This window comes from Planosporangium spinosum (assembly GCF_049999945.1).
GTDB classification, from domain to species: Bacteria; Actinomycetota; Actinomycetes; order Mycobacteriales; family Micromonosporaceae; genus Planosporangium; species Planosporangium spinosum.
This window is the reverse complement of the sequence record NZ_JBLYUB010000017.1, coordinates 69,623-88,456: the sequence shown is the minus strand read 5'-3', so window position 1 is coordinate 88,456 and position 18,834 is coordinate 69,623. Positions and strand designations below refer to the sequence as shown.

The following is an 18,834-nucleotide window of genomic DNA, read 5'->3' as shown; positions in this document are numbered from 1 at the left end:
GCACGGTGGCCACCACGAAGACGTTCGACTACCGCATCGTCGACCGCGACGGCAGGCGGACCAAGGGCAAGATCGAGGCCAGCGGCGAGGCCGCCGCCGTCCAGCTCCTGCGCCAACAGGGCCTGGTACCGGTCTCCATCTCCGAGGCGGGGTCGCTGCTGCACCGGGAGATCACCATCCCCGGGCTGAGCGGGCGTACCACGCTCAAGGATCTGGCGATCTTCGCCCGCCAGTTCGCCACGATGGCGGCGTCCGGCATGTCGCTGCTGCGGTCGCTCGCGGTCCTGGAGGAGCAGGCGGCCAGGGCGCCGCTGAAGCGGGCGATCAGCGAGGTCCGTACCGATGTCGAGGCCGGCCTGTCGCTGTCCGCGGCGCTGGCCCGCCACCCCAAGGTCTTCCCGGCGTTGATGGTGGCGATGATCCGTGCCGGCGAGACCGGGGGCTTCCTCGACGGCGCGCTCGAACGCATCGCCACCACGTTCGAGAAGGACGCCGCGCTCCGCGGGAAGATCAAGAGCGCGCTCACGTACCCGGTGATCGTGCTGATCTTCACCGCGCTGCTGATCAGTGGCGTCCTCGTCTTCATCGTGCCGATCTTCGAGGACATGTTCGCGCAGCTCGGTGGCGAGCTTCCGCTGCCGACCCGGGTCATCGTCTCGGCCAGTCACAGTCTGGTCTGGTCCGGGCCGCTGTTCCTGGCGGTCGCGGTCGCCGGCACCGCGCTGCTGCGGCGCGGGCTGCGCACCAGGCCGGGGCTGCGGCTGGCGTTCGACCGGCTGAAGCTGCGGCTGCCGGTGTTCGGTCCGCTGTTCACCAAGCTCGCGATCAGCCGGTTCGCCCGCAACCTCGGCACGCTGCTCGGCGTCGGCGTACCGGTCATGCAGGCCCTCGACGTCGTCGGCGCCACGACCGGAAACGCGGTCATCGCGGAGGCGATGACCGACCTGCAGGCGTCCATCCGCGACGGCCAGCCGATGTCGGCCCCGCTGGGCAGGCACCCGGTGTTCCCCCGGATGGTCGCCCAGATGATCGAGGTAGGCGAGGAGAGCGGCCAGCTCAGCCAGATGCTCGACAAGGTCGCCGACTTCTACGACCGCGAGGTCGACAGCGCGGCCGAGGCCCTGACCGCGTCCATCGAACCGATCATGGTGATCGTCATGGGCGTCGTCGTCGGCGGCATGGTCGTCTGCCTGTACCTGCCGATGTTCACGATCTACCAGAACATCCAGGGCGCCCAATGAAAGCCCCTTCACCGTCGCGTACCCGCGACTCCCTTTCCCACCCCTTCGGAGTCTTCAGGAGGCTCACCATGCAGGAAACACTCCGCCGGATGCGGGAGCAGCGCGCGACCGGTGATCGCGGCTTCACCCTCATCGAACTGCTCGTGGTCGTCGTCATCATCGGCGTCCTGGTCGGCATCGCGGTGCCGGTCTACATGAACTACAGCAAGGGCGCGGCGAACAAGTCCGCCCAGTCCGACGTGCGGACCGCCATCACCGCCGTGGAGCAGTACTACTCCGAGAACGGCAACGTCTACCCGGCGGACGCGAACGGCACCGGGGCCAACATCACCCTTCCCGCGCAGACCAACGGCTCCGCCCAGACGATCACGCTGTCGTCGGGCAACACGCTCAAGCTCAAGAACAACACCACGAGCTACGTGATCTGCGCCCAGAACGCCTCCGGCAAGAAGATCTACGTCTTCAACAGCGCCAACGGCGGCTCGGTGAAGGAGTCCGCGAAGTCCGACATCGACACCTGCCTGTCGAGCGGTAGCTGACCGGGCCGGGGTGGCGGCGTGCCACGGGGCGCCGCCACCCCACCCCCACCACGGAGAGGAGGCCGACCCCATGACGACAGCCCTGCTCGTACTCGTGAGCGTGCTGGGCCTCGCCGTGGGCTCGTTCCTCAACGTGGTGATCCACCGCCTGCCCCGCGACGAGTCGCTGGTGCGCCCCGGCTCGCACTGCCCGCACTGCCGGGCCGCCGTCCGGCCGTGGCACAACGTGCCGGTCCTGGGCTGGCTGGTGCTGCGTGGCCGGTGCGCCGACTGCCGGGAGCCCATCGGCCTCCGGTACCCGCTGGTCGAACTCGGCACGGCGGTGCTGTTCGTCGCGGTCACCGCCCGGTTCGGGGTCACGCTGGTGCTTCCGGCGTACCTGTACCTGGCGGCGATCGCGGTCGCCCTGGCGCTGATCGACCTCGACGTGCGCCGCCTGCCGAACGCGATCGTGCTCCCGTCGTACCTGGTCTGCGCGGTGCTGCTGGTGCCCGCGACCGTGGCGCACCGGGACTGGTCGGCCGCGGCGCGCGGGCTGGCCGCCATGGCCGCGCTGTGGGCGTTCTACTTCGCGCTCGCCGTCGTGTACCCGGGCGGCATGGGCTTCGGCGACGTGAAGCTCGCCGGCCTGCTCGGCCTGTACCTGGGCTGGCTGGGCTGGAGTGCGGTGCTGGTCGGCGCGTTCGCCGGCTTCCTCCTCGGCGGCCTGGCCGGCGCGGCGCTGCTCGTCACCGGGCGGGCCCACGGCAAGACCGCGATCCCGTTCGGCCCGGCCATGCTCGCCGGCGCGCTGCTCGCCCTGTTCGCCGCCGGCCCCCTCGCGGGCTGGTACGGCTCCCTGCTCGTCCCCACCGCCTGACCCGTCATGCCAAGGAGCAACTGATGGCCGCCACCGCCCCGACAGGACTGGACATCGGATCGATGTCCATCCGCGCCGTGCAGGCCGGCCGCGCCAAGGACGGCCCGGTCGTCGCGCACGCCGGTCAGGTGCCGTCGCCTCCCGGCGCGGTGCACAGCGGCGTTATCCACGACGACAAGGCCGTCACCCTGGCACTGAAACGCCTGTGGGCGGACGGCGGGTTCCGCGGCCGGCGGGTCGTCCTGGGCGTCACCAATCCCCAGGTCGTCGTCCGGGAGATGACGGTGGCGAACGTCCCCGCCCGGGAACTGCGCAACTCGCTGCCGTTCCAGGTCCGCGACTCGCTGCCGCTGCCGGTGGAGCGCTCGCTGCTGGACTTCCATCCACTGGAGACGCCCGGCCGGGGCGAGACGGTACGGGGACTGCTGATCGCGGCGCCCAAGGAGGCCGTGCTGACCGCGGTACGCGCGGTCGAACGGGCCGGGCTGCACGTGGTGCGCGTCGATCTCGCCTCGTTCGCGCTGCTGCGCGCGGCGTCCCGGACCGACGGGCAGGTCGAGGCGATCGTCGACATCGGCGCCCGGTCGACCAGCGTCGTGGTGCACGCCGACGGCGAGCCGCTGATCGTACGGACCATCCCGCGCGGCGGAACGGAGATCACCGAGACCGTCGCCGGCCGCCTCGGGGTCGCCGCCGCCGAGGCCGAGTCCCGCAAGTGCCTGGTCGGGCTGCGACCCGACGGCGACCCGGAGACCGTGTCGGCGGTCCGGGACGCGGCCGGGCCCCTCGTCAACGAGATCCGCAGCTCGTTCGCGTACCTCACCGCGGGTGGCCGGCAGGCCCGCGTGTCGCGGCTGGCCCTGTCCGGCGGCGGTGCGCTGCTGCCCGGACTGCCCGAGGCACTGGGCACCGACCTCGGGGTCGAGACGATCATCGCCGACCCCACGCTGCGGCTGCGGCGCGGACACCGGGCCGGCGCCGACCCCCGCGACACCCTCGGCCCGTCGGCCGCGGTCTCGATCGGCCTCGCGTTGGGAGCAGCCTGATGACCACGACCCTCATGCCACCCGGGCCTGCGGCCGAGCAGGCCGCCCGCCCGTTGGCGATCTCGGCGGACCTGCTGCCACCGGAGATCGTCGAGGCCCGGCGGGCCCACCGGGTCCGCCGGATCGTCCTGTCCATCCTGGTCGGCTTCACCGCCCTGCTGGCGGGCTGGTACGCCCTGGCCAGCTACCAGACCGCGGTGGCACGCGACGACCTGCGCATCGCGCAGGGCGACGTGCAGCGCCTGTCCCGGCAGCAGAAGGACTTCGCCGACCTCGTCCGGACCCAGGCCGAGTCGCAGACGGTGAACGCCCAGCTCGCCAACCTGCTCACCGGCGACCTGCGCTGGTCGCGGCTGCTGGAGGCGCTGCGCGAGCAGGCGCCCGCGCAGGTGCGGCTCGGCAGCGTCGCCGGAACGTTCACCGGTGACGGGGCCGCCGGTTCGGCCGCCGCACGACCGCTGAACGCCTCCCCCGACAAGCTGGTCGGCGCCGTCACCATCACCGGCACCGCCGACAGCAAGGCGTCCGTGGCGGCCTACCTCGACGGGCTCGCGACGGTACCCGGGCTGGCGAACCCGTTCGTCGACAGCGTGACCCAGCAGGACACCCGGTACGAGTTCATCGTCCGCGTGGACATCACCGGGTCGTTCCCGCTCAGCGGCCGCTACCCCACCCGTACCGGCGACCACACCGGAGGGAACTGATGCGTACCGGGTCCGCCCACCGGCTCTGGGCCGCTGGCGGCGTCCTGGCCGCCGCCGTACTGCTCGCCTTCGCCTGGTTGGTCCTCATCAACCCGCAGTACGGCGAGGCCGACCGGCTGCGCGAGCAGACCGAGACGGCGCAGATCACCCTGCCGCGGCTGCAGAAGCGGCTCGCCGACCTGCGCCAGCAGAACCGTGACCTGCAGGGGTACCGGGACCAGTTGCTACGCGACCGTGAGGCACTGCCCACCACCTCGGACCTGTCGGACTTCCTGCGCGGGATGCAGACCATGGGCGGTGACACCGACGTCACCGTCAGCGGCGTCACCGTCGGCGCGCCGACCCCGGTGACCGCGGCGGGTACGCAGGTCTACGCGCTGCCGGTGTCGCTCACCGCGACCGGCAGCGCCGCCAGGGTGGAGCAGTTCCTGGACCGGCTGCAGGACGGGCCGCGCGCGGTGCTGATCAAGACCGCGAACGTGGCCACGTCGGACGAGCAGGGCTCGTTCACCGACCGGGTCACCCTCACGCTCGCCGTGCACGTGTTCGTCGCCCCGGCGACCCCGGCCGTCTCCGCGTCCCCGGCCGTCTCCGCGTCCCCGGCCGTCTCCGCGTCCCCGGCCGCTCCGGCCGCCTCGGCGTCCCCGGTCGGCTGAGTCGACCCATGCGGACCGGTCTCCGTCGCCGTGCGGCCGTGGCCCTCCGGTGGGTACCGGAGCGGGCCCCGGACGCCGGTTTCAGCCTGGTCGAGATGGTCGTATCGATCGCGGTGATCAGCGTCGTCATGGGCGCGCTGACGACCTTCCTCGTCACCAGCCTGTCGGCGATCAACCAGCAGCGCAGCAAGCAGACCGCGATCCAGTTGGCCAGCAGCGGCATCGAGCAGGTGCGCGCGCTCAAGGGCTCGGTCGTCGCCGCCGGTCACGCCGGGGTGGCCTGGGACCGCAGCGTACCCGGGGTCGCGCGGTACCTGGCCGAGATGAAGGCGCTCGCCGCGCCGCCCTCCGCTCCCCCGGCCAGCGCCCCGCTGCCGACCACCGCGGAGGAGGTCCGGGTCAACGGCGTGGCCTACCAGCGGTACTGGTACGTGGGCGAGTGCTGGCAGGCCCGGACCGGCGGCGCCTGCACGGCCACGCCGGGGCCGGCCGCCGTCAAGCTGCTGCGGGTGGTCGTCGCGGTGACCTGGCCGGGACCGGAGCGCTGGTGCGGGCGCGCCGCGTGCGCGTACCTGACGTCCACACTGGTCAGTGCCGTGCCCGACGAGCCGGTCTTCAACCCGAACCGGGCCGAGCCGCCGAAGATCGTGGAGCCCGGCGACCAGGCCGGCGACCGTACGGTCGCGGTGGGGCTGGAGCTGGTCGCGACGGGCGGCCAGCGGCCGCTGACCTGGTCGGTCGCGTCCCCGCTGCCGGCCGACCTGACGATGAGTGCGGGCGGTGTGATCAGCGGCAAACCGAAGACGGCCGGCGCGTACCCGGTCACGGTGGTCGTCACCGACGCCGCCGGGGCCAAGGCCAGCGCCACCTTCACCTGGACCGTCAACGAGCTGCCGAAACTGTCGAAGCCCGGGGACCAGACGTCGGCCGCTGGCAACCCCGTCTCCCTGCCGATGCCGCTCACCGGCGGGACCGCCCCGCTCACATGGGAGGCGAAGGGGCTACCGGACGGTCTGGCGATCGACCCCGCCACCGGGGTGGTCACCGGCACCCCGACGAAGGTGGCCGCCGCGAAGACGGTCACGGTCACGGTCACCGACCGGGACAAACAGTTCGCCTCGACCACGTTCACCTGGAAGGTCATCCCCCGGCCCACCATCGACGAGCTGGTGGGCGGGCGCACGAACCGGGTGGGCGACCGGGTCAGCCTGCCGGTCACCGCGACCGGTGGCACGGGGACCTACACCTGGTCGGCCGCGAATCTGCCGGCCGGCCTGTCGATCGACGCCGCCACCGGGCTGATCTCCGGCACCGTCACCGCGGGTACCCGCTACCTGTCCACCGTGACGGTGACCGACCAGGCCGGCGCCGCCCACTCGGTCACCGTCGAGTGGCGGGTGGACGCCCCGGACGGCCCCCGGGTCACGGCACCGGCCGACGACCGCACCGACACGGTCGGCCAGGCCGTGACGACCATGCTGTCGGCCGCGGGCGGGCGGGGCACCGGTTACGCCTGGTCGGTGTCCGGCCTGCCGCCGGGCGTGACGGCCACCGGCGCGACGGTCTCCGGCGTACCCGTCCAGGCCGGCGCGTACGTCGTCACCGTGACCGTGCGCGACGGCGCGGGCCGGGTCGCCACGTTCATGTACACCTGGACGATCCGGTGACCGGCCGCCCCGCCCCCCGGCTCCGGCGGCACGGGCGCACCGGCGACGACGCGGGCGCCACCCTGGTCGAGCTGGTGGTCGGCATGTCGGTCATGGCCGTGGTCATGGTCATGTTCACCGCCGGCATCCTGCAGACGTACCGGTCGGTCAACAAGGGAGTGTCCCTGTCGACCGCCCAGTCCCAGCTCCACGTCGCGTTCCTGCGCCTGGACAAGGAGCTCCGCTACGCGACCGGGATCAGCCAGCCCGGGCGCCTCGGCGGGAGCTGGTACGTCGAGTACCTGACCCAAACCGGCGGCACCGAGACGTGTACCCAGCTGCGGCTGAGCACCGACGGCCGGCTCACCCGCCGGGTCTGGCCCACGACCTCGTCACCCACACCGTGGAGCCGGTGGTCGCCGCTGGTCTCCGACGTCGCGGCGGTCGGCCCCGCGGACGCGGACGCGCCGTTCAGCTACCCCGGCAGCGACGACGCCGGTGGCAGCGCCGGGTTCCAGCGCCTGCGGGTACGCCTGCAGGCCCGGTCCGGGGCGGGCGACACCGCCACGTCGACCGGTACCGACGTCACCTTCACCGCCCTGAACGCCCCGTTGAGCACCGCCGCCGACGCGGGCGTCTGCACCGACGCGAGGACGAAGCCTTGACAATCCTCCCCGACCTAAAGGACGGGGATTCCCTGGGTCGCCCCAGGGGGTTCCTGCTTCGCCGACGACCGCCTCGTCCGAGAGGACTCTCGTTGAGGTCTTACGCCGCCTCCACAGGCAATCACGGAGAGCCCCTCCGCGAGAATGTTGCGGGCCGCGTTGACGTCGCGGTCGTGGGTCTGCCCGCATCGGCAGGTCCACGACCGCACGTTGGGCGGCATCCGCTCAGCGCGCGCACCGCAGGCCGAGCACAGTTTGGACGACGGGAACCAGCGGTCCACGACGACCAGGTTGCGGCCGTGCCAGTCGGCCTTGTATTCGAGCATGGTGCGGAACTGCCGCCAGGCCGCGTCGCTGATCGCGCGGGCGAGGCGGTGGTTTTTGACCATGTTGCGCACGGTCAGGTCCTCGATCACGATCGTTTGGTTCTCACGAACGAGTCGAGTGGTCAGCTTGTGCAGGTGGTCGCGCCGCCGGTCGGTGATGCGGGCGTGGACGCGGGCGACCTTGAGCCGGGCCCTGGCCCGGTTCGCGGAGCCCTTCTCCTTCTTGGCGAGGTTGCGCTGGGCGCGGGCGAGGGCGGCCCGGTCGCGGCGCTCATGCTTGGGGTTGGTGACCTTCTCCCCGGTGGACAGGGCAAGCAGGCTGTCGAGCCCGGCGTCGATACCGACCGAGCCGGACGCCGGGGCCTGCTCGATCACATCGTCGCACAGCAGCGACACGAACCAGCGGCCCGCGCTGTCGTGCGACACGGTCACCGTGGACGGGGTCGCGCCGTCGGGCAGCGGCCGGGACCACACGATGTCCAGGGGCTCGGCCATCTTGGCCAGGGTGAGCCGGCCGTCGCGGTAGCGGAACGCGCTGGTGGTGTACTCCGCCGAGCGGCGCGACTTCTTCTTGGACTTGAACGTCGGATACTTGGCCCGCTTGGCGAAGAAGTTCGTGTACGCGACCTGCAGGTGGCGCAGCGCCTGCTGCAACGGCACGGAGGAGACCTCACCCAGGAACGCCAGCTCGTCGGTCTTCTTCCACGCGGTCAGCATCGCGCTGGTGGCGTTGTAGTTGATCCGTTCCTGGCGCAGCGTCCACGCTTCGGTCCGGGCCTGCAACGCCAGGTTGTAGACCAGCCGGACACAGCCGAACGTTCGGGCAAGCTCGGCGGCCTGCGCGGGGCTCGGGTAGAAGCGGTACTTGAATGCCCGCTTCACGGCCCTGGACATGGCTCACATGGTAGCGGCCTAGCTAGTGAACTTTGCGGTGACACGCGGGTAGACGCCCATCCGCCCTGGCGGCGGATCGGCTTTCCCTGCCCTGCTGCGCAGGGGTTGGCGTTTCCTCGCCGGCCCGAAGGCCGGAGTATCCACGGAAGGAATCCGATGACCGCCGTACCGCACCGGCGCGCCGGCCGCCTCGCCGGTCGGGTCCGCCCGGCCGACGACACCGGCTCGCTCGCCGCCGCCCTGCTGCTGGCACTGGTCGGGATCACGCTGACCGCGCTGCTGGTACCGGTGGTGGTCAACCAGTTCGGCGCCACCCGTACGGCCGCCCGGCGGCTGGGTGCCCTCAACGCCGCGCAGGCCGGGCTGGACGCCGCGGTCGGGCACATCCGGGCCGCCAACGACGGCCCGGATGTCGGCCGCTTCTCCGACCTGCCCTGCGGCGAGCTGAGCGGACCCGCGGGCCCCGGCGGTACCGCGGCGTACCGGGTGACGGTCAGCTACCTGGACCCGGCCGAGAAGCCGGTGCCCTGCGGGGACCGGAGCACCGCGTACGCCCGGCTGCGCGCGACCGGGACCGACGGGTCGAGCACCCGGACCCTGAACGCGACGTACACGTTCCGCACCTCGAACGAGAACATCCCCGGCGGCCTGATCCACGTGTTCAAGACCGGCACCGTCGACCTGTGCATGGACGCCGGGTCGGCCACGCCGAAGCCCGACGACGTGCTGCGGATGCAGGTCTGCAGGCCGGGCAGCGTCCAGCAGAAGTTCGCGTACAACACGAACCTGACCCTGGTCCTCGTGGCGTCGAAGACTGCGGCCAACCCGCTCGGCATGTGCCTCGACGCCGGCCCGCACGCCGTCGGGAACGTCGTGCGGTTCCAGAAGTGCGCGGACCCGACGAGTTCGCGGCAGCAGTGGAGCATCAACGACAGCGCCAACTTCGAGGGCGCCAACGACCAGCGGAAGCTGGACGGCTTCTGCTTCAACGTGCAGAGCCCGAACACCCCGACCAGCCTGGTGGTGCTCACGAAGAAGTGCCGCGGCGGGTACGACAACGTGCAGACGTTCTCCCCCGACGCGTCGGTCGGCGCGGGGGCGGCCGGTGCCGTCTCCGGCCAGCTGATGAACTACCGGCAGTTCGGCCGCTGCCTGGACGTGACCGAGACGGATGTCGACTCGGCGTACCTCATCGCCTGGCCGTGCAAGCAGGCCCCGAACCTCGACGACGTCCTCTGGAACCAGAAGTGGGCGCTGCCCGGCGGGAACGGCCGGATCACCACCACCCACCCGTCGAAGGGCCGCTACTGCCTGCAGAGCCCGGCGACCGCCGGCGGGTACGTCCGCCTCGTGTCCTGCCCGAACAGTTCGGCACCGGCGCGTACCACCTGGACGGTCCGGCGGGGGACCGACAGTTACGCCAGCAGCTACCGCATCGAGGTCGGCTCCGGAACGGGCGTCTGCCTGTCGGTGACCGACCCGGCGGCCACCCCGCCCGACTTCTACCAGCCCGACAAGTTCTACCAGGTCAGCAAGGTGGTGACGGCGCCGTGCGACTCGTCCACGCTGCAGAAGTGGAACGCCGACCCCAACGACCTCCAGTCGGGCCCGCTGACGGAGCTCAGCGAGGAGTAGGGATGCCGGTGCCGGTGCCGTCCGGCGGCCGAAACGGATCGAACGCCGCGGGCGCCAGAGCCCCGCGGCGTTCGACCTCTCTCCACCCGACCGGCGGAAACCTTCAGGAGTCACCCTCCGGCGCCGGCGGCTTCTCGGCGTCGGGCCGCAGCATGCGGGTGAGCGCCTCGACGGCGGCGTCGCTGGGCGAGGCCGCGTCCTGGTTCACCTTCTGAAGTTCCAGGTACACCTCTTCGCGGTGCACCTGGACGCTGCGCGGCGCCTTGATACCCAGGCGCACGACGTCCCCCCGCACGTCGAGGACGGTGATGACGACGTCGTCGCCGATCATGACGCTTTCACCGGGACGGCGGGTCAGAACGAGCACATGCTCCTCCTTCGAACGACCGGTAGGCCCGGCGAAAGCACAATACCCGATTTATCCAATAAAAAGGGGAGCACGCACCGGAAGTCCCGTACGGCTCATGATCAGCTGTACCGCGCGGCGGCTGCGCTGCGCGACGACGATCGGGGCCAGCAGGTTGGCGGTGGCCTCCCCGGGCCGCGTGCCGGCGTTCACCATGAGCAGGACGAGCAGCTCGTCCGCCGCGGGGCCGCCGAGCGCCTCCAGCGCCTCGTCGTCGACCTCCACGGTGTAGCCCGGGAAGAACGGCGCCGGGGGCGCCACCAGGAACCGCAGCTCCGGCCGGTCCACCGAACGGAGCGAGTACAGCATGCCGGCCTCGTCCACGCGGACCAGGACGAAGCGCCGCTCCTGCGGGAAGCCGGGGATCGGCGCCACGAACTCCAGGACGGGCATCTCAACGGTGTCGACGGACGGGGGCGCGTCGAGTACTAGAGCGGTCATGAATCTCCTCTGAAACGTCTTAACGCAGGAAGTCGACGAGGGACGGCTGGACGACCCGCGCGGCCGCCGCGAGCGCCGCCTGGTACGCCGTCTGCTGCAGGGACAGGTCGGTCAGGGTCTTCGGCAGATCGATGTCCTCGACGTCGGACAGCTGATTCTTGAGGTCCAGTACCTTGTCGTCCGCCGCCTGCCTCATCCGGTCCACCTGGTTGTAGCGGGCACCGACCGAGGACAGCCCGGCCTGTACCTTCTGGAGCGCCGTGTCGAGCCGCCCGAGGTCGTCGCCGAGCGCGGCCGGGTTGGTGCGCAGATGCGTCGTGATGTCGTCCAGCACCTTGAACAGCTGGGTGTCGCCGGTGCCGAACACCTCCTCGCCGCCGGTGTCCACCCGTACCTTCATGTTCTCGCCGACGGTGCGCGTCACTGTCCCGGTGTCGCCGACGTAGGTGCCGCTCTGGTCGTAGGCGACCGTGCCGCCGGTGGTACCACCGAAGACCGGACGGTTGAGGTATGTGGTGTTGGCCGTACCGATCAGCTCCTTCCGGATGTTGTCGATCTCGGCGGCCAGGGCCTCCCGGGACTCCGCCGAGCCTCCGGTACCGGCGCTCATGCCCTGCAGCACGAGTTCCCGCGCGCGCCGGCCCGAGGACGAGACGTTGGTCAGCGCGGCGTCCGCGGAGCCCAGCCAGCCGATGCCGTCATCGGCGTTACGCCGCTGCTGCTGCGCGGCCGATATGTCGCTGCGGAACTGCATCGCCGCCACCGCGCCGGTGGGCGAGTCCGAGGCGCCGTTGATCTGCTTGCCGCTGGACAGTTGCTGCTGGGTCCGGCCCAGCCGGTCGAGGTTGTACTGCAGCCCGGTCAGGACCCGGCTGGCGACGGAGCGTTCGGTGACGCGAAAGGAGGACATCGGTTACCTTCCGACCAGGCCGGTGCGGTTGATGAGCGTGTCGAGCATGTCGTCGACGGTCGTCATCACCCGGGACGCGGCCTGGTACGCGCGCTGGTAGGAGATCAGGTTGGTCATTTCTTCGTCCAGGTTGACCCCGGACTGAGCGGATCGGGCCGAGTCGACGTCCGTGGTGACGACATCCTGGATGGCCATCCGGCGGTCCACGGTCTGCTTGGCCGAGCCGAGGTTGATGATGAACTGGCGGTACTCGCGGTCGGCCCCGTTCGCGGCCGTGGCCAGCGCCGCCAGGGCGTCGGCGTTGCCGCTGTCGAGCGGGCCGGCGCCGGCCTTCGCCGCGGCGATCTTGTTCGTGTCGGTGATCGCGACGGCGAAGTCGACGGCCTTGGTCGAGGTGAAGAAGTCCTCGCCGGGGTCACCCTGCGGGTCCTGGCCCAGCTTGTGCTGGGCGTTGACGGTGTTCGCGAGCGTGGCGGTGACCGCGTCGAGCCCGGCACCGATGCCCGGCAGCGTGGTGCTTAGCGTCTCCATGGCGGCGGCGATGGAACCCGAGGTCACCGCCGCCGGCGTGTTCGCCGGCTTGTCCCAGACCAGCTGGACCGGACTGGCGCCCTGGTCGGCCATCCGCTGCGCGCCGGTGACGCTCAGCTGGCGGAAGCTCGCGCCGCTGACCAGGGGCGAGCCGCCGAGGAAGACGTCGACCGAGCCGTCCGGGCGGGCCAGCGCGGAGGCGCCGGTCAGCTCGCTGATGTGCATGATCAGCAGGTCCCGCTGGTCGGCCAGCTCGTTGGCGGGCTGACCGGCCTGGCCGTTGCGCACGATCGCCTGGTTGAGCTGCGCGACCCGGGCGGCCGCGCCGTTGAGGTCGGTGACGTACCCGTCGAGCTGCTCGCGGGTGGTCCCCCACAGCGAGCCGAGCGTCGCGTACGACGACTGGATGGTATTGGCGAGGGTGGTACCCGTCGCCAGCACCTGGCTGCGGGCCGCCGGGTCGCCGGGCCGGTTGACCAGGTCGTGCCAGGACGACCAGAACTCCGACAGCTGCTTCTGCAGCCCGGTGTCGCTGGGCTCCTTGAACACCTGCTCGAGCCGGCTGTACACCTGCTGCTGCCCGGCGAGGTAGGCGCTCTGTCCGTGCTCGATGCGGGCGCGGGCCTCCAGGAACGCATCCTGGATGCGGGTGACGTCGGTGACCGTGACCCCGCCGTTGGCACCGTTGGGGGTGGAGTAGATCGCGGGAACGGACGAGCCGCCGGTCGCCTCGAGGTTGACCCGCTGCCGCGAGTAGCCGTCGGTGTTGGCGTTCGCGATGTTCTGACCGGTGACGTCCATCGCGCGGCGCTGCGCGTGCAGCGCGCTGAGGGCACCGGTCAGGCCGGAGAAGGTACTCAATTACATCGCCTCGTCGATCAGTCGGGTACGGGGAGCCGTGGCGACGGTCTCGCCGCGGCGGCTGTAGGTCTCCATCGAGCCCGCGAACGCGAGCATCGTCTCGCGGGCCGCGCGCTGACCCGCGGTGAGCAGGTCGCGGTTGGCCTCGGCCAGGGCGCTTATCTCGGCGGTCAGGGCCAGGAACGCCTTGCGGTGGTCGCGGAACAGGTCCGACCAGGGCGCGCCGACCAGGTCCGCCAGCTGCGCCAGGCTCGGGTTGTCGCCGGCGCCCAGCTCGGCGCCGACGACGGCCACCTCGGCGGCGCGCAGTACCTCGGTCTGCCGGATCTGGTCGAGGACCATCTCGACCTCCCGGGTCGCGTGCGCCAGCCAGCGGGTACGGCCGGAGGCGAGCACCAACTGCTCCTCTTCGAGCTTGAAGAGAAGCAGTTCGAGCATCTCGCGTTCGCGCCACAGGATGCTCGACAGGTCCGCCAGGCCCATCTCGTCGCCCTTCCGCCGTCGGCTGCGCCCCTCGTAGCGCGCCAGGTATCGGACACGTCGGCAGATCCGCTCCCGCCCTGAGGACTTTCGGAGGACTCGCTCGACGATTTCGCACCCGGCCGGCACCCGGCCCGCCACTCCCCCGCAACCCACGCGACGGTCCCTCCCCGGAACTTGAGGACAACGGCGCGTGGCAGTTCTCACCGCAACCGCACTGCAACTCTTCGTGACCAGTTCGTACACCCCGAGCAACGGACCGTTACTCCTGCCCGGCCGACCACCGCGTCGATCGGGGCGCCAGCAGGACAACAGCCGCCACGAAGAGGTATCCGTGTCTGTCACCACCGCCACGCCGTCGCCGCGTTCGATCGAGGACCTGGTGCGTAGCCACCTCCCACTGGTCGGCCACCTCGTCCGCGAGATGCTGGGCCGCCTGCCCGCCCACGTCAGCCGCGAAGACCTCGTCTCCGCCGGCATGGCCGCCCTCGCCACCGCCGCCAAGGCCTACGACCCCGACCGCGGCACCCCCTTCGGCAGCTTCGCCACCGCCCGCATCCGCGGCGCCCTCCTCGACGAACTCCGCGGCCTCGACTGGGCCAGCCGCTCCGTACGCTCCCGCGCCCGCCGCATCGACACCGCCGCCCAGCACCTCACCGCCACCCTCGGCCGCACCCCCACCACCGCCGAACTCGCCGAAACCCTCGGCGTCGCCGTCAACGACATCAAAGCCACCGACGACGACGTCCAACGCGCCGTCGTCCTCAGCCTCCAGGGCTTCGCCGCCGGCACCGCCGAAGACCTCGTCCCCGAACGCGCCGCCGGCCCCGAAGACCTCCTCCTGCACCGCGAACGCATCGGCTACCTCCACCACGCCATCGACGCCCTCCCCGACCGGCTCCGCCTGGTGGTCACCGCCTACTTCTTCGACGAACGCCCCATGACCGAGATCGCCGCCGAACTCGGCGTCACCGAATCCCGCGTCTCCCAACTACGCGCCGAAGCCCTCGTCCTGCTCCGCGACGGCCTCAACACCCACCTCGACCCCGACCTGATGGCCGAACCCGACCGCCCCGGCGGCTGCGTCGCCCGCCGCCGCGAGGCCTACTACTCCGCCATCGCCACCCGCGGCGACCTCCGCGCCCGCCTCGAACTGACCACCCAACTCGGCCTACCCGTCGCCCACACCGCCTGACCGGCGCACCGGCGCCGCCGTCGCGAAGCCGGCGAACCACGCGTGAGTCCCCCGAGGACGCCGTCCCGACAACGGCACCCCGGGGGACTCACGCGTTTCCGGTGACGGCGACGGCGACGGTGACGGCGACGGTGACGGCGACGGCGACGGCGACGGCGACGGTGACGGCGACGGCAGGCGACATCGAGGAAAAGAAAGCCGCCGAAAGTCTTCAGGAGGCCGGGCGGCTGCCGAACAGTACGTCGACCGGGCCACGGACGGACCGGCAAGGACCCCAACCAAGGAGTGAGTACACATGGGTCTGCGTATCAACCAGAACATCGCGGCGATGAACTCGTACCGCAACCTGTCGGTCACCGACGGCCAGATGGCCAAGTCGCTGGAGAAGCTGTCCAGCGGTTACCGGATCAACCGGGCGGCCGACGACGCGGCGGGTCTGTCCATCAGCGAGGGCCTGCGCGCCCAGGTCGGTGGCCTCAAGGTCGCCGTCCGCAACGCGCAGGACGGCATCAGCGTCGTGCAGACCGCTGAAGGTGCGCTCACCGAGGTGCACTCCATCCTTCAGCGCATGCGCGACCTGGCGGTCCAGGCGAACAACACCGGTTCGCAGGACACCCAGGCCCGCCAGTCGGCCCAGACCGAATTCTCCCAGCTCAACCAGGAGCTGGACCGGATCGGTTCGACCACCTCGTTCGGCAAGTCGAAGCTGCTCGACGGCACCTTCGGCAACACGTCCGCGAGCCTGTCCGGCGCGGTCAGCGGCGTCAGCGGCTCCGGCCTGGTGGTCGCGGGTACTGAGAAGTTCAACATCACCGGTGACTTCCAGAAGGCCGACGGCACGTACGGGACGCTGGCGGCCACGGACGTGACCATCGCGGCTGGCACCTACACCAGCGCCGGCGCGTACCAGACGGCGATCCAGAACGGTCTGGACAGCGTGTTCACCGCTGCCGGCTACACGGCCGGCACGGTGAAGGCCAACGTCACCGACGCCGGTGGCGGGGTCTGGAAGGTGGAGCTCTCCTCGGAGAAGGCGCTGACCAACGCCACCACCGGCTCGAAGTTCACGGTCGCGACCGGCGGGGACCTGCCGGGTGTCGGTACCGGCGACTCGACCACCACCGGCACCGGTGGCGGCACGTTCCAGGTCGGCGCGAACAACAACGCCGCCGAGCAGATCAAGATCTCGATCGCGAAGGTCGACTCCACCGCCCTGGGCACCGGCGCGCTCGACCTGGTGGCCAGTGGTGGTGCCGCGACCGCGATCAGCGCGCTCGACACCGCGATCAGCACCGTCTCGACCCAGCGGGCGAACCTCGGTGCGTACCAGAACCGGTTCGAGCACACGATCAACAACCTGAACGTGGCGGTCGAGAACCTGTCGGCGTCGGAGTCGCGGATCCGTGACACCGACATGGCCCAGGAGATGGTCCAGTTCACCCGGGCCCAGATCCTGACCCAGGCCGGTACCTCGATGCTGGCCCAGGCCAACCAGGCGCCGCAGTCGGTGCTGTCGCTCCTGCGCGGCTGATAGCCGGACAGGCTGAACAACTGAACACGTTGGACAACTGAACAACGGTCCGGAAGGGGCGGTCGGTCGCCGGCCGCCCCTTCCGGCACCCACCCGGTCTCCGGCTCCCCCGCCGGATTCCGCGCACCTATCCCCAACCAGAGGAGCAGCAACCGTGACAGGCAGCGTCGACGGCCTCATCAGTGGCATGAACACGAGCCAGGTGATCGCCCAACTGATGCAGCTCGAGGCCGCGCCCCAGGCCGCGCTCCAGAACAAGGTCAAGTCCGAGCAGACGGTCAAGAGCGCGCTCCAGGGCATCAACACCCGGCTCGCCACGCTCAAGACGGCGGCCGAGACGCTGACCAAGGCCGACACCTGGAAGGGCGTCCGGGCGACCTCCTCGTCCTCCGCGGTCGCCGTCAGCGCCACGCCGGGCGCCTCCACCGGCGCGCTCACCTTCAACGTGGTCAACCTGGCCTCGGCCCACGTCGTGACCGCGGCGGTCCCCGCCTCGGGCTCGATCACCGACGGCAGCCCCTTCGAGATCACGTTCAACGACGGTCGGGTCGTGCCAATCACCCTCGGGACCGACACCAGCGCCCAGGGCGTCGCCGATTCGATCAACGCGGCGAAGACCGACGTGCGGGCCGCGGTGATCACCACCGCGAACGGTCCCGTCCTGCAGCTCACCGCGACCAAGACCGGTCAGCAGGCCGGCTTCACCGTCAGCAGCGGCCTCCAGTCCACGATCACCCAGAAGATCGCGGCCGCCGGCGCCGACGCCACGATCGCGGTGGGCGACCAGGCCGCCGGCGGCTACACCGTCACCAGCCCCAACAACGTCTTCACCGGGCTGATGTCCGGGATCACGCTGACCGCCACCAAGGTCGAGAACGGCGTGACCGTCACCGTCAACCCCGACAAGCAGGGGCTCGCCGACAAGATGCAGGCGATGGTCGATGCGGCCAACTCCCTGCTGAACGAGATCAAGCTCCAGACCGCGTACGACGCGACCAAGAAGATCGCCGGTACCCTGCTGGGCAACTTCCAGGTCTCCGAGATCCGGTCCGGCGTGCTCAGCCAGGTCAGCGCGCCCGTGGACGGCCTGCCGGACGGCTTCAAGAGCTACAAGGCGCTCGGCGTGGAGCTGGACAAGTTCGGCAATCTCACGTTCAACCGGGACACGTTCCTCGCCGCGTACGACGCGAACCCGACCGACACCCAGACCGCGGTCACCACCGGTCTCGCCAAGCAGCTCGTCGACCGGACCAGCACGGACAACACCTCGCTGACGGCCACGATCACCAACCACGACGACTACATCAGGGACCTCAACAAGCAGATCGACGGCTGGGACGACCGGCTGGCCCTGCGCCAGGAGGCGCTGAAACGCCAGTTCTCCAACCTCGAGGTCGCGCTCGGCAAGATGCGCAGCCAGTCCACCTGGCTGGCGGGCCAACTCGCCGGCCTGCCCACCGGAGGGGGATCCTGACGATGACCAGCCCCGCCCTGCGTGACCGCTACCTGGCCGACGCGATCAACACCGCGTCGCCGGCCCGCCTGCTCGTCATGCTGTACGACCGGCTCCTGCTCGACCTCATCCGGGGCGAGCAGGCGCTGCGCGAGGGGAACCGCGACGAGGGCAGCGCCCAGTTGCTGCACGCGCAGGAGATCGTCCTCGAGCTGACCACCACCCTCGACACCGGGGCCTGGTCGGGCGCCGCGGCCCTCGCCCAGGTGTACGTGTTCCTGCTCAACGAGCTGATGGCGGCGAACGTACGCGCCGACGCCGAGCGCGTCGCCGAGTGCCGCAAGCTGGTCGAGCCGCTGAGCGACGCATGGCGCCAGGCGGCACTGGCGGCGGCCACCGAGTCCGCCCCCAACCCGTCCGCGTCGCGGGTCGCGTGAGCCGGCCGTGAGCGACTGGCACGAAGCGTGGGTCGCCGCGCTCGACGCGCTGGAGGCCGACGTGGCCACGGTCGAGAAGCTGCTGGAGACCAGCCACCTCCTGGCCGACCTGCCGGTCGCTGACGCGTGGACGCCTCCTCCGGGACTCGGCCCGCTGCCGCTCGACCTGCGCCCGCGCGCCGACCGGATCCTGGGCCGGCAGATCAACGCGGCGGAGGCGATCGCGGTCGCCATCGTCACCAACCGCCGCCAGGCCCGGGTCACCGAGCGGATCGGCACCGGGTACGACAGTGGTCAACCCCGACCCGCCTACGTGGACACCGCCATGTAGTCATCCGCTCCCCCGATACCCGCGCCCCCTCCGCCCCCGGCGGTGGG

The 18,834-nt window shown here is 71.1% G+C and carries 20 protein-coding genes; 14 read left to right on the top strand and 6 right to left on the bottom strand.

Going from position 1 to position 18,834, the window contains the following annotated elements; genetic code table 11:
- Positions 1-5 precede the first annotated feature (5 nt).
- The 8 genes from ACNTMW_RS22090 (at position 6) to ACNTMW_RS22055 (ending at position 7,356) form a co-directional block, all read left to right on the top strand.
- The gene (locus ACNTMW_RS22090) at positions 6-1,241 is read left to right on the top strand and encodes a type II secretion system F family protein (protein ID WP_426635633.1); all 1,236 of its coding nucleotides are present in this window, start codon (positions 6-8) and stop codon (positions 1,239-1,241) included.
- Positions 1,242-1,309: 68 nt separating this feature from the next.
- Positions 1,310-1,780 (top strand): type II secretion system protein, encoded by a 471-nt coding sequence (locus ACNTMW_RS22085; protein ID WP_426635632.1) that lies wholly within the window; start codon positions 1,310-1,312, stop codon positions 1,778-1,780.
- 70 nt (positions 1,781-1,850) lie between these two features.
- Positions 1,851-2,639, top strand: a complete 789-nt coding sequence (locus tag ACNTMW_RS22080) for a prepilin peptidase (RefSeq protein ID WP_426635631.1) — start codon at positions 1,851-1,853, stop codon at positions 2,637-2,639.
- 23 nt (positions 2,640-2,662) lie between these two features.
- Positions 2,663-3,685, top strand: a complete 1,023-nt coding sequence (gene pilM / locus ACNTMW_RS22075) for a type IV pilus assembly protein PilM (protein ID WP_426635630.1) — start codon at positions 2,663-2,665, stop codon at positions 3,683-3,685.
- Entirely contained in the window at positions 3,685-4,389 is a 705-nt protein-coding gene (locus tag ACNTMW_RS22070) for a PilN domain-containing protein (protein WP_426635629.1), read from the top strand. The genes pilM and ACNTMW_RS22070 overlap by 1 nt, the downstream gene beginning before the upstream one ends.
- Positions 4,389-5,045 carry a type 4a pilus biogenesis protein PilO gene (gene pilO / locus ACNTMW_RS22065; protein WP_426635628.1) on the top strand — a complete coding sequence of 219 codons (657 nt, stop codon included), beginning with the start codon at positions 4,389-4,391 and terminating at the stop codon, positions 5,043-5,045. The genes ACNTMW_RS22070 and pilO overlap by 1 nt, the downstream gene beginning before the upstream one ends.
- Before the next feature lie 38 nt (positions 5,046-5,083).
- Entirely contained in the window at positions 5,084-6,712 is a 1,629-nt protein-coding gene (locus ACNTMW_RS22060) for an Ig domain-containing protein (RefSeq protein WP_426635627.1), read from the top strand.
- Positions 6,709-7,356, top strand: coding sequence for a hypothetical protein (locus ACNTMW_RS22055; RefSeq protein WP_426635626.1), 648 nt, complete (start codon positions 6,709-6,711; stop codon positions 7,354-7,356). The genes ACNTMW_RS22060 and ACNTMW_RS22055 overlap by 4 nt, the downstream gene beginning before the upstream one ends.
- Before the next feature lie 14 nt (positions 7,357-7,370).
- On the opposite strand, the gene ACNTMW_RS22050 is transcribed toward ACNTMW_RS22055, so the two are convergent.
- Positions 7,371-8,576, bottom strand: a complete 1,206-nt coding sequence (locus ACNTMW_RS22050; protein WP_426635624.1) for an RNA-guided endonuclease InsQ/TnpB family protein — start codon at positions 8,574-8,576, stop codon at positions 7,371-7,373.
- 156 nt (positions 8,577-8,732) lie between these two features.
- On the opposite strand from ACNTMW_RS22050, the gene ACNTMW_RS22045 reads away from it, so the two are divergent.
- Positions 8,733-10,211 carry an RICIN domain-containing protein gene (locus tag ACNTMW_RS22045; protein ID WP_426635623.1) on the top strand — a complete coding sequence of 493 codons (1,479 nt, stop codon included), beginning with the start codon at positions 8,733-8,735 and terminating at the stop codon, positions 10,209-10,211.
- A gap of 103 nt (positions 10,212-10,314) precedes the next feature.
- Here ACNTMW_RS22045 and csrA read toward each other — a convergent pair whose 3' ends face one another.
- The 5 genes from csrA to flgN are packed head-to-tail and all read right to left on the bottom strand — an operon-like array spanning position 10,315 to position 13,843.
- Positions 10,315-10,578 carry a carbon storage regulator CsrA gene (csrA, locus tag ACNTMW_RS22040; RefSeq protein WP_426635622.1) on the bottom strand — a complete coding sequence of 88 codons (264 nt, stop codon included), beginning with the start codon at positions 10,576-10,578 and terminating at the stop codon, positions 10,315-10,317.
- Positions 10,579-10,629: 51 nt separating this feature from the next.
- Positions 10,630-11,058: a flagellar assembly protein FliW gene (gene fliW / locus ACNTMW_RS22035; protein ID WP_426635621.1), complete on the bottom strand. Its 429-nt coding sequence runs from the start codon at positions 11,056-11,058 to the stop codon at positions 10,630-10,632.
- 19 nt (positions 11,059-11,077) lie between these two features.
- The gene (gene flgL / locus ACNTMW_RS22030) at positions 11,078-11,968 is read right to left on the bottom strand and encodes a flagellar hook-associated protein FlgL (protein WP_426635620.1); all 891 of its coding nucleotides are present in this window, start codon (positions 11,966-11,968) and stop codon (positions 11,078-11,080) included.
- Between the two features lie 3 nt (positions 11,969-11,971).
- A complete protein-coding gene (flgK, locus tag ACNTMW_RS22025; RefSeq protein ID WP_426635619.1) occupies positions 11,972-13,360 on the bottom strand; it encodes a flagellar hook-associated protein FlgK in 1,389 nt (462 codons plus the stop codon).
- Complete coding sequence (flgN, locus tag ACNTMW_RS22020; protein WP_426635618.1) at positions 13,361-13,843, bottom strand: flagellar export chaperone FlgN; 483 nt, start codon at positions 13,841-13,843, stop codon at positions 13,361-13,363. It abuts the gene before it with no gap.
- Positions 13,844-14,174: 331 nt separating this feature from the next.
- Between flgN and ACNTMW_RS22015 the strand changes: the two genes are divergently transcribed.
- The 5 genes from ACNTMW_RS22015 (at position 14,175) to ACNTMW_RS21995 (ending at position 18,787) form a co-directional block, all read left to right on the top strand.
- A complete protein-coding gene (locus tag ACNTMW_RS22015) occupies positions 14,175-15,035 on the top strand; it encodes a sigma-70 family RNA polymerase sigma factor (protein WP_426635617.1) in 861 nt (286 codons plus the stop codon).
- A gap of 295 nt (positions 15,036-15,330) precedes the next feature.
- Entirely contained in the window at positions 15,331-16,566 is a 1,236-nt protein-coding gene (locus ACNTMW_RS22010) for a flagellin N-terminal helical domain-containing protein (protein ID WP_426635616.1), read from the top strand.
- Positions 16,567-16,720: 154 nt separating this feature from the next.
- Complete coding sequence (gene fliD, locus ACNTMW_RS22005) at positions 16,721-18,040, top strand: flagellar filament capping protein FliD (protein ID WP_426635615.1); 1,320 nt, start codon at positions 16,721-16,723, stop codon at positions 18,038-18,040.
- Positions 18,041-18,042: 2 nt separating this feature from the next.
- The gene (fliS, locus tag ACNTMW_RS22000) at positions 18,043-18,456 is read left to right on the top strand and encodes a flagellar export chaperone FliS (protein ID WP_426635614.1); all 414 of its coding nucleotides are present in this window, start codon (positions 18,043-18,045) and stop codon (positions 18,454-18,456) included.
- 7 nt (positions 18,457-18,463) lie between these two features.
- Complete coding sequence (locus ACNTMW_RS21995; RefSeq protein WP_426635613.1) at positions 18,464-18,787, top strand: hypothetical protein; 324 nt, start codon at positions 18,464-18,466, stop codon at positions 18,785-18,787.
- The last annotated feature ends 47 nt before the right edge of the window (positions 18,788-18,834 follow it).

What these genes read in the sequence shown, in the direction of transcription:
- ACNTMW_RS22085 (WP_426635632.1), top strand. Translation starts at nt 1,310, where the DNA reads ATGCAGGAAACACTCCGCCGGATGCGGGAGCAGCGCGCGACCGGTGAT.
- ACNTMW_RS22080 (WP_426635631.1), top strand. Translation starts at nt 1,851, where the DNA reads ATGACGACAGCCCTGCTCGTACTCGTGAGCGTGCTGGGCCTCGCCGTG.
- pilM (WP_426635630.1), top strand. Translation starts at nt 2,663, where the DNA reads ATGGCCGCCACCGCCCCGACAGGACTGGACATCGGATCGATGTCCATC.
- ACNTMW_RS22070 (WP_426635629.1), top strand. Translation starts at nt 3,685, where the DNA reads ATGACCACGACCCTCATGCCACCCGGGCCTGCGGCCGAGCAGGCCGCC.
- pilO (WP_426635628.1), top strand. Translation starts at nt 4,389, where the DNA reads ATGCGTACCGGGTCCGCCCACCGGCTCTGGGCCGCTGGCGGCGTCCTG.
- ACNTMW_RS22050 (WP_426635624.1), bottom strand. Translation starts at nt 8,576, where the DNA reads ATGTCCAGGGCCGTGAAGCGGGCATTCAAGTACCGCTTCTACCCGAGC.
- ACNTMW_RS22045 (WP_426635623.1), top strand. Translation starts at nt 8,733, where the DNA reads ATGACCGCCGTACCGCACCGGCGCGCCGGCCGCCTCGCCGGTCGGGTC.
- fliW (WP_426635621.1), bottom strand. Translation starts at nt 11,058, where the DNA reads ATGACCGCTCTAGTACTCGACGCGCCCCCGTCCGTCGACACCGTTGAG.
- flgL (WP_426635620.1), bottom strand. Translation starts at nt 11,968, where the DNA reads ATGTCCTCCTTTCGCGTCACCGAACGCTCCGTCGCCAGCCGGGTCCTG.
- flgN (WP_426635618.1), bottom strand. Translation starts at nt 13,843, where the DNA reads ATGGGCCTGGCGGACCTGTCGAGCATCCTGTGGCGCGAACGCGAGATG.
- ACNTMW_RS22010 (WP_426635616.1), top strand. Translation starts at nt 15,331, where the DNA reads ATGGGTCTGCGTATCAACCAGAACATCGCGGCGATGAACTCGTACCGC.
- fliS (WP_426635614.1), top strand. Translation starts at nt 18,043, where the DNA reads ATGACCAGCCCCGCCCTGCGTGACCGCTACCTGGCCGACGCGATCAAC.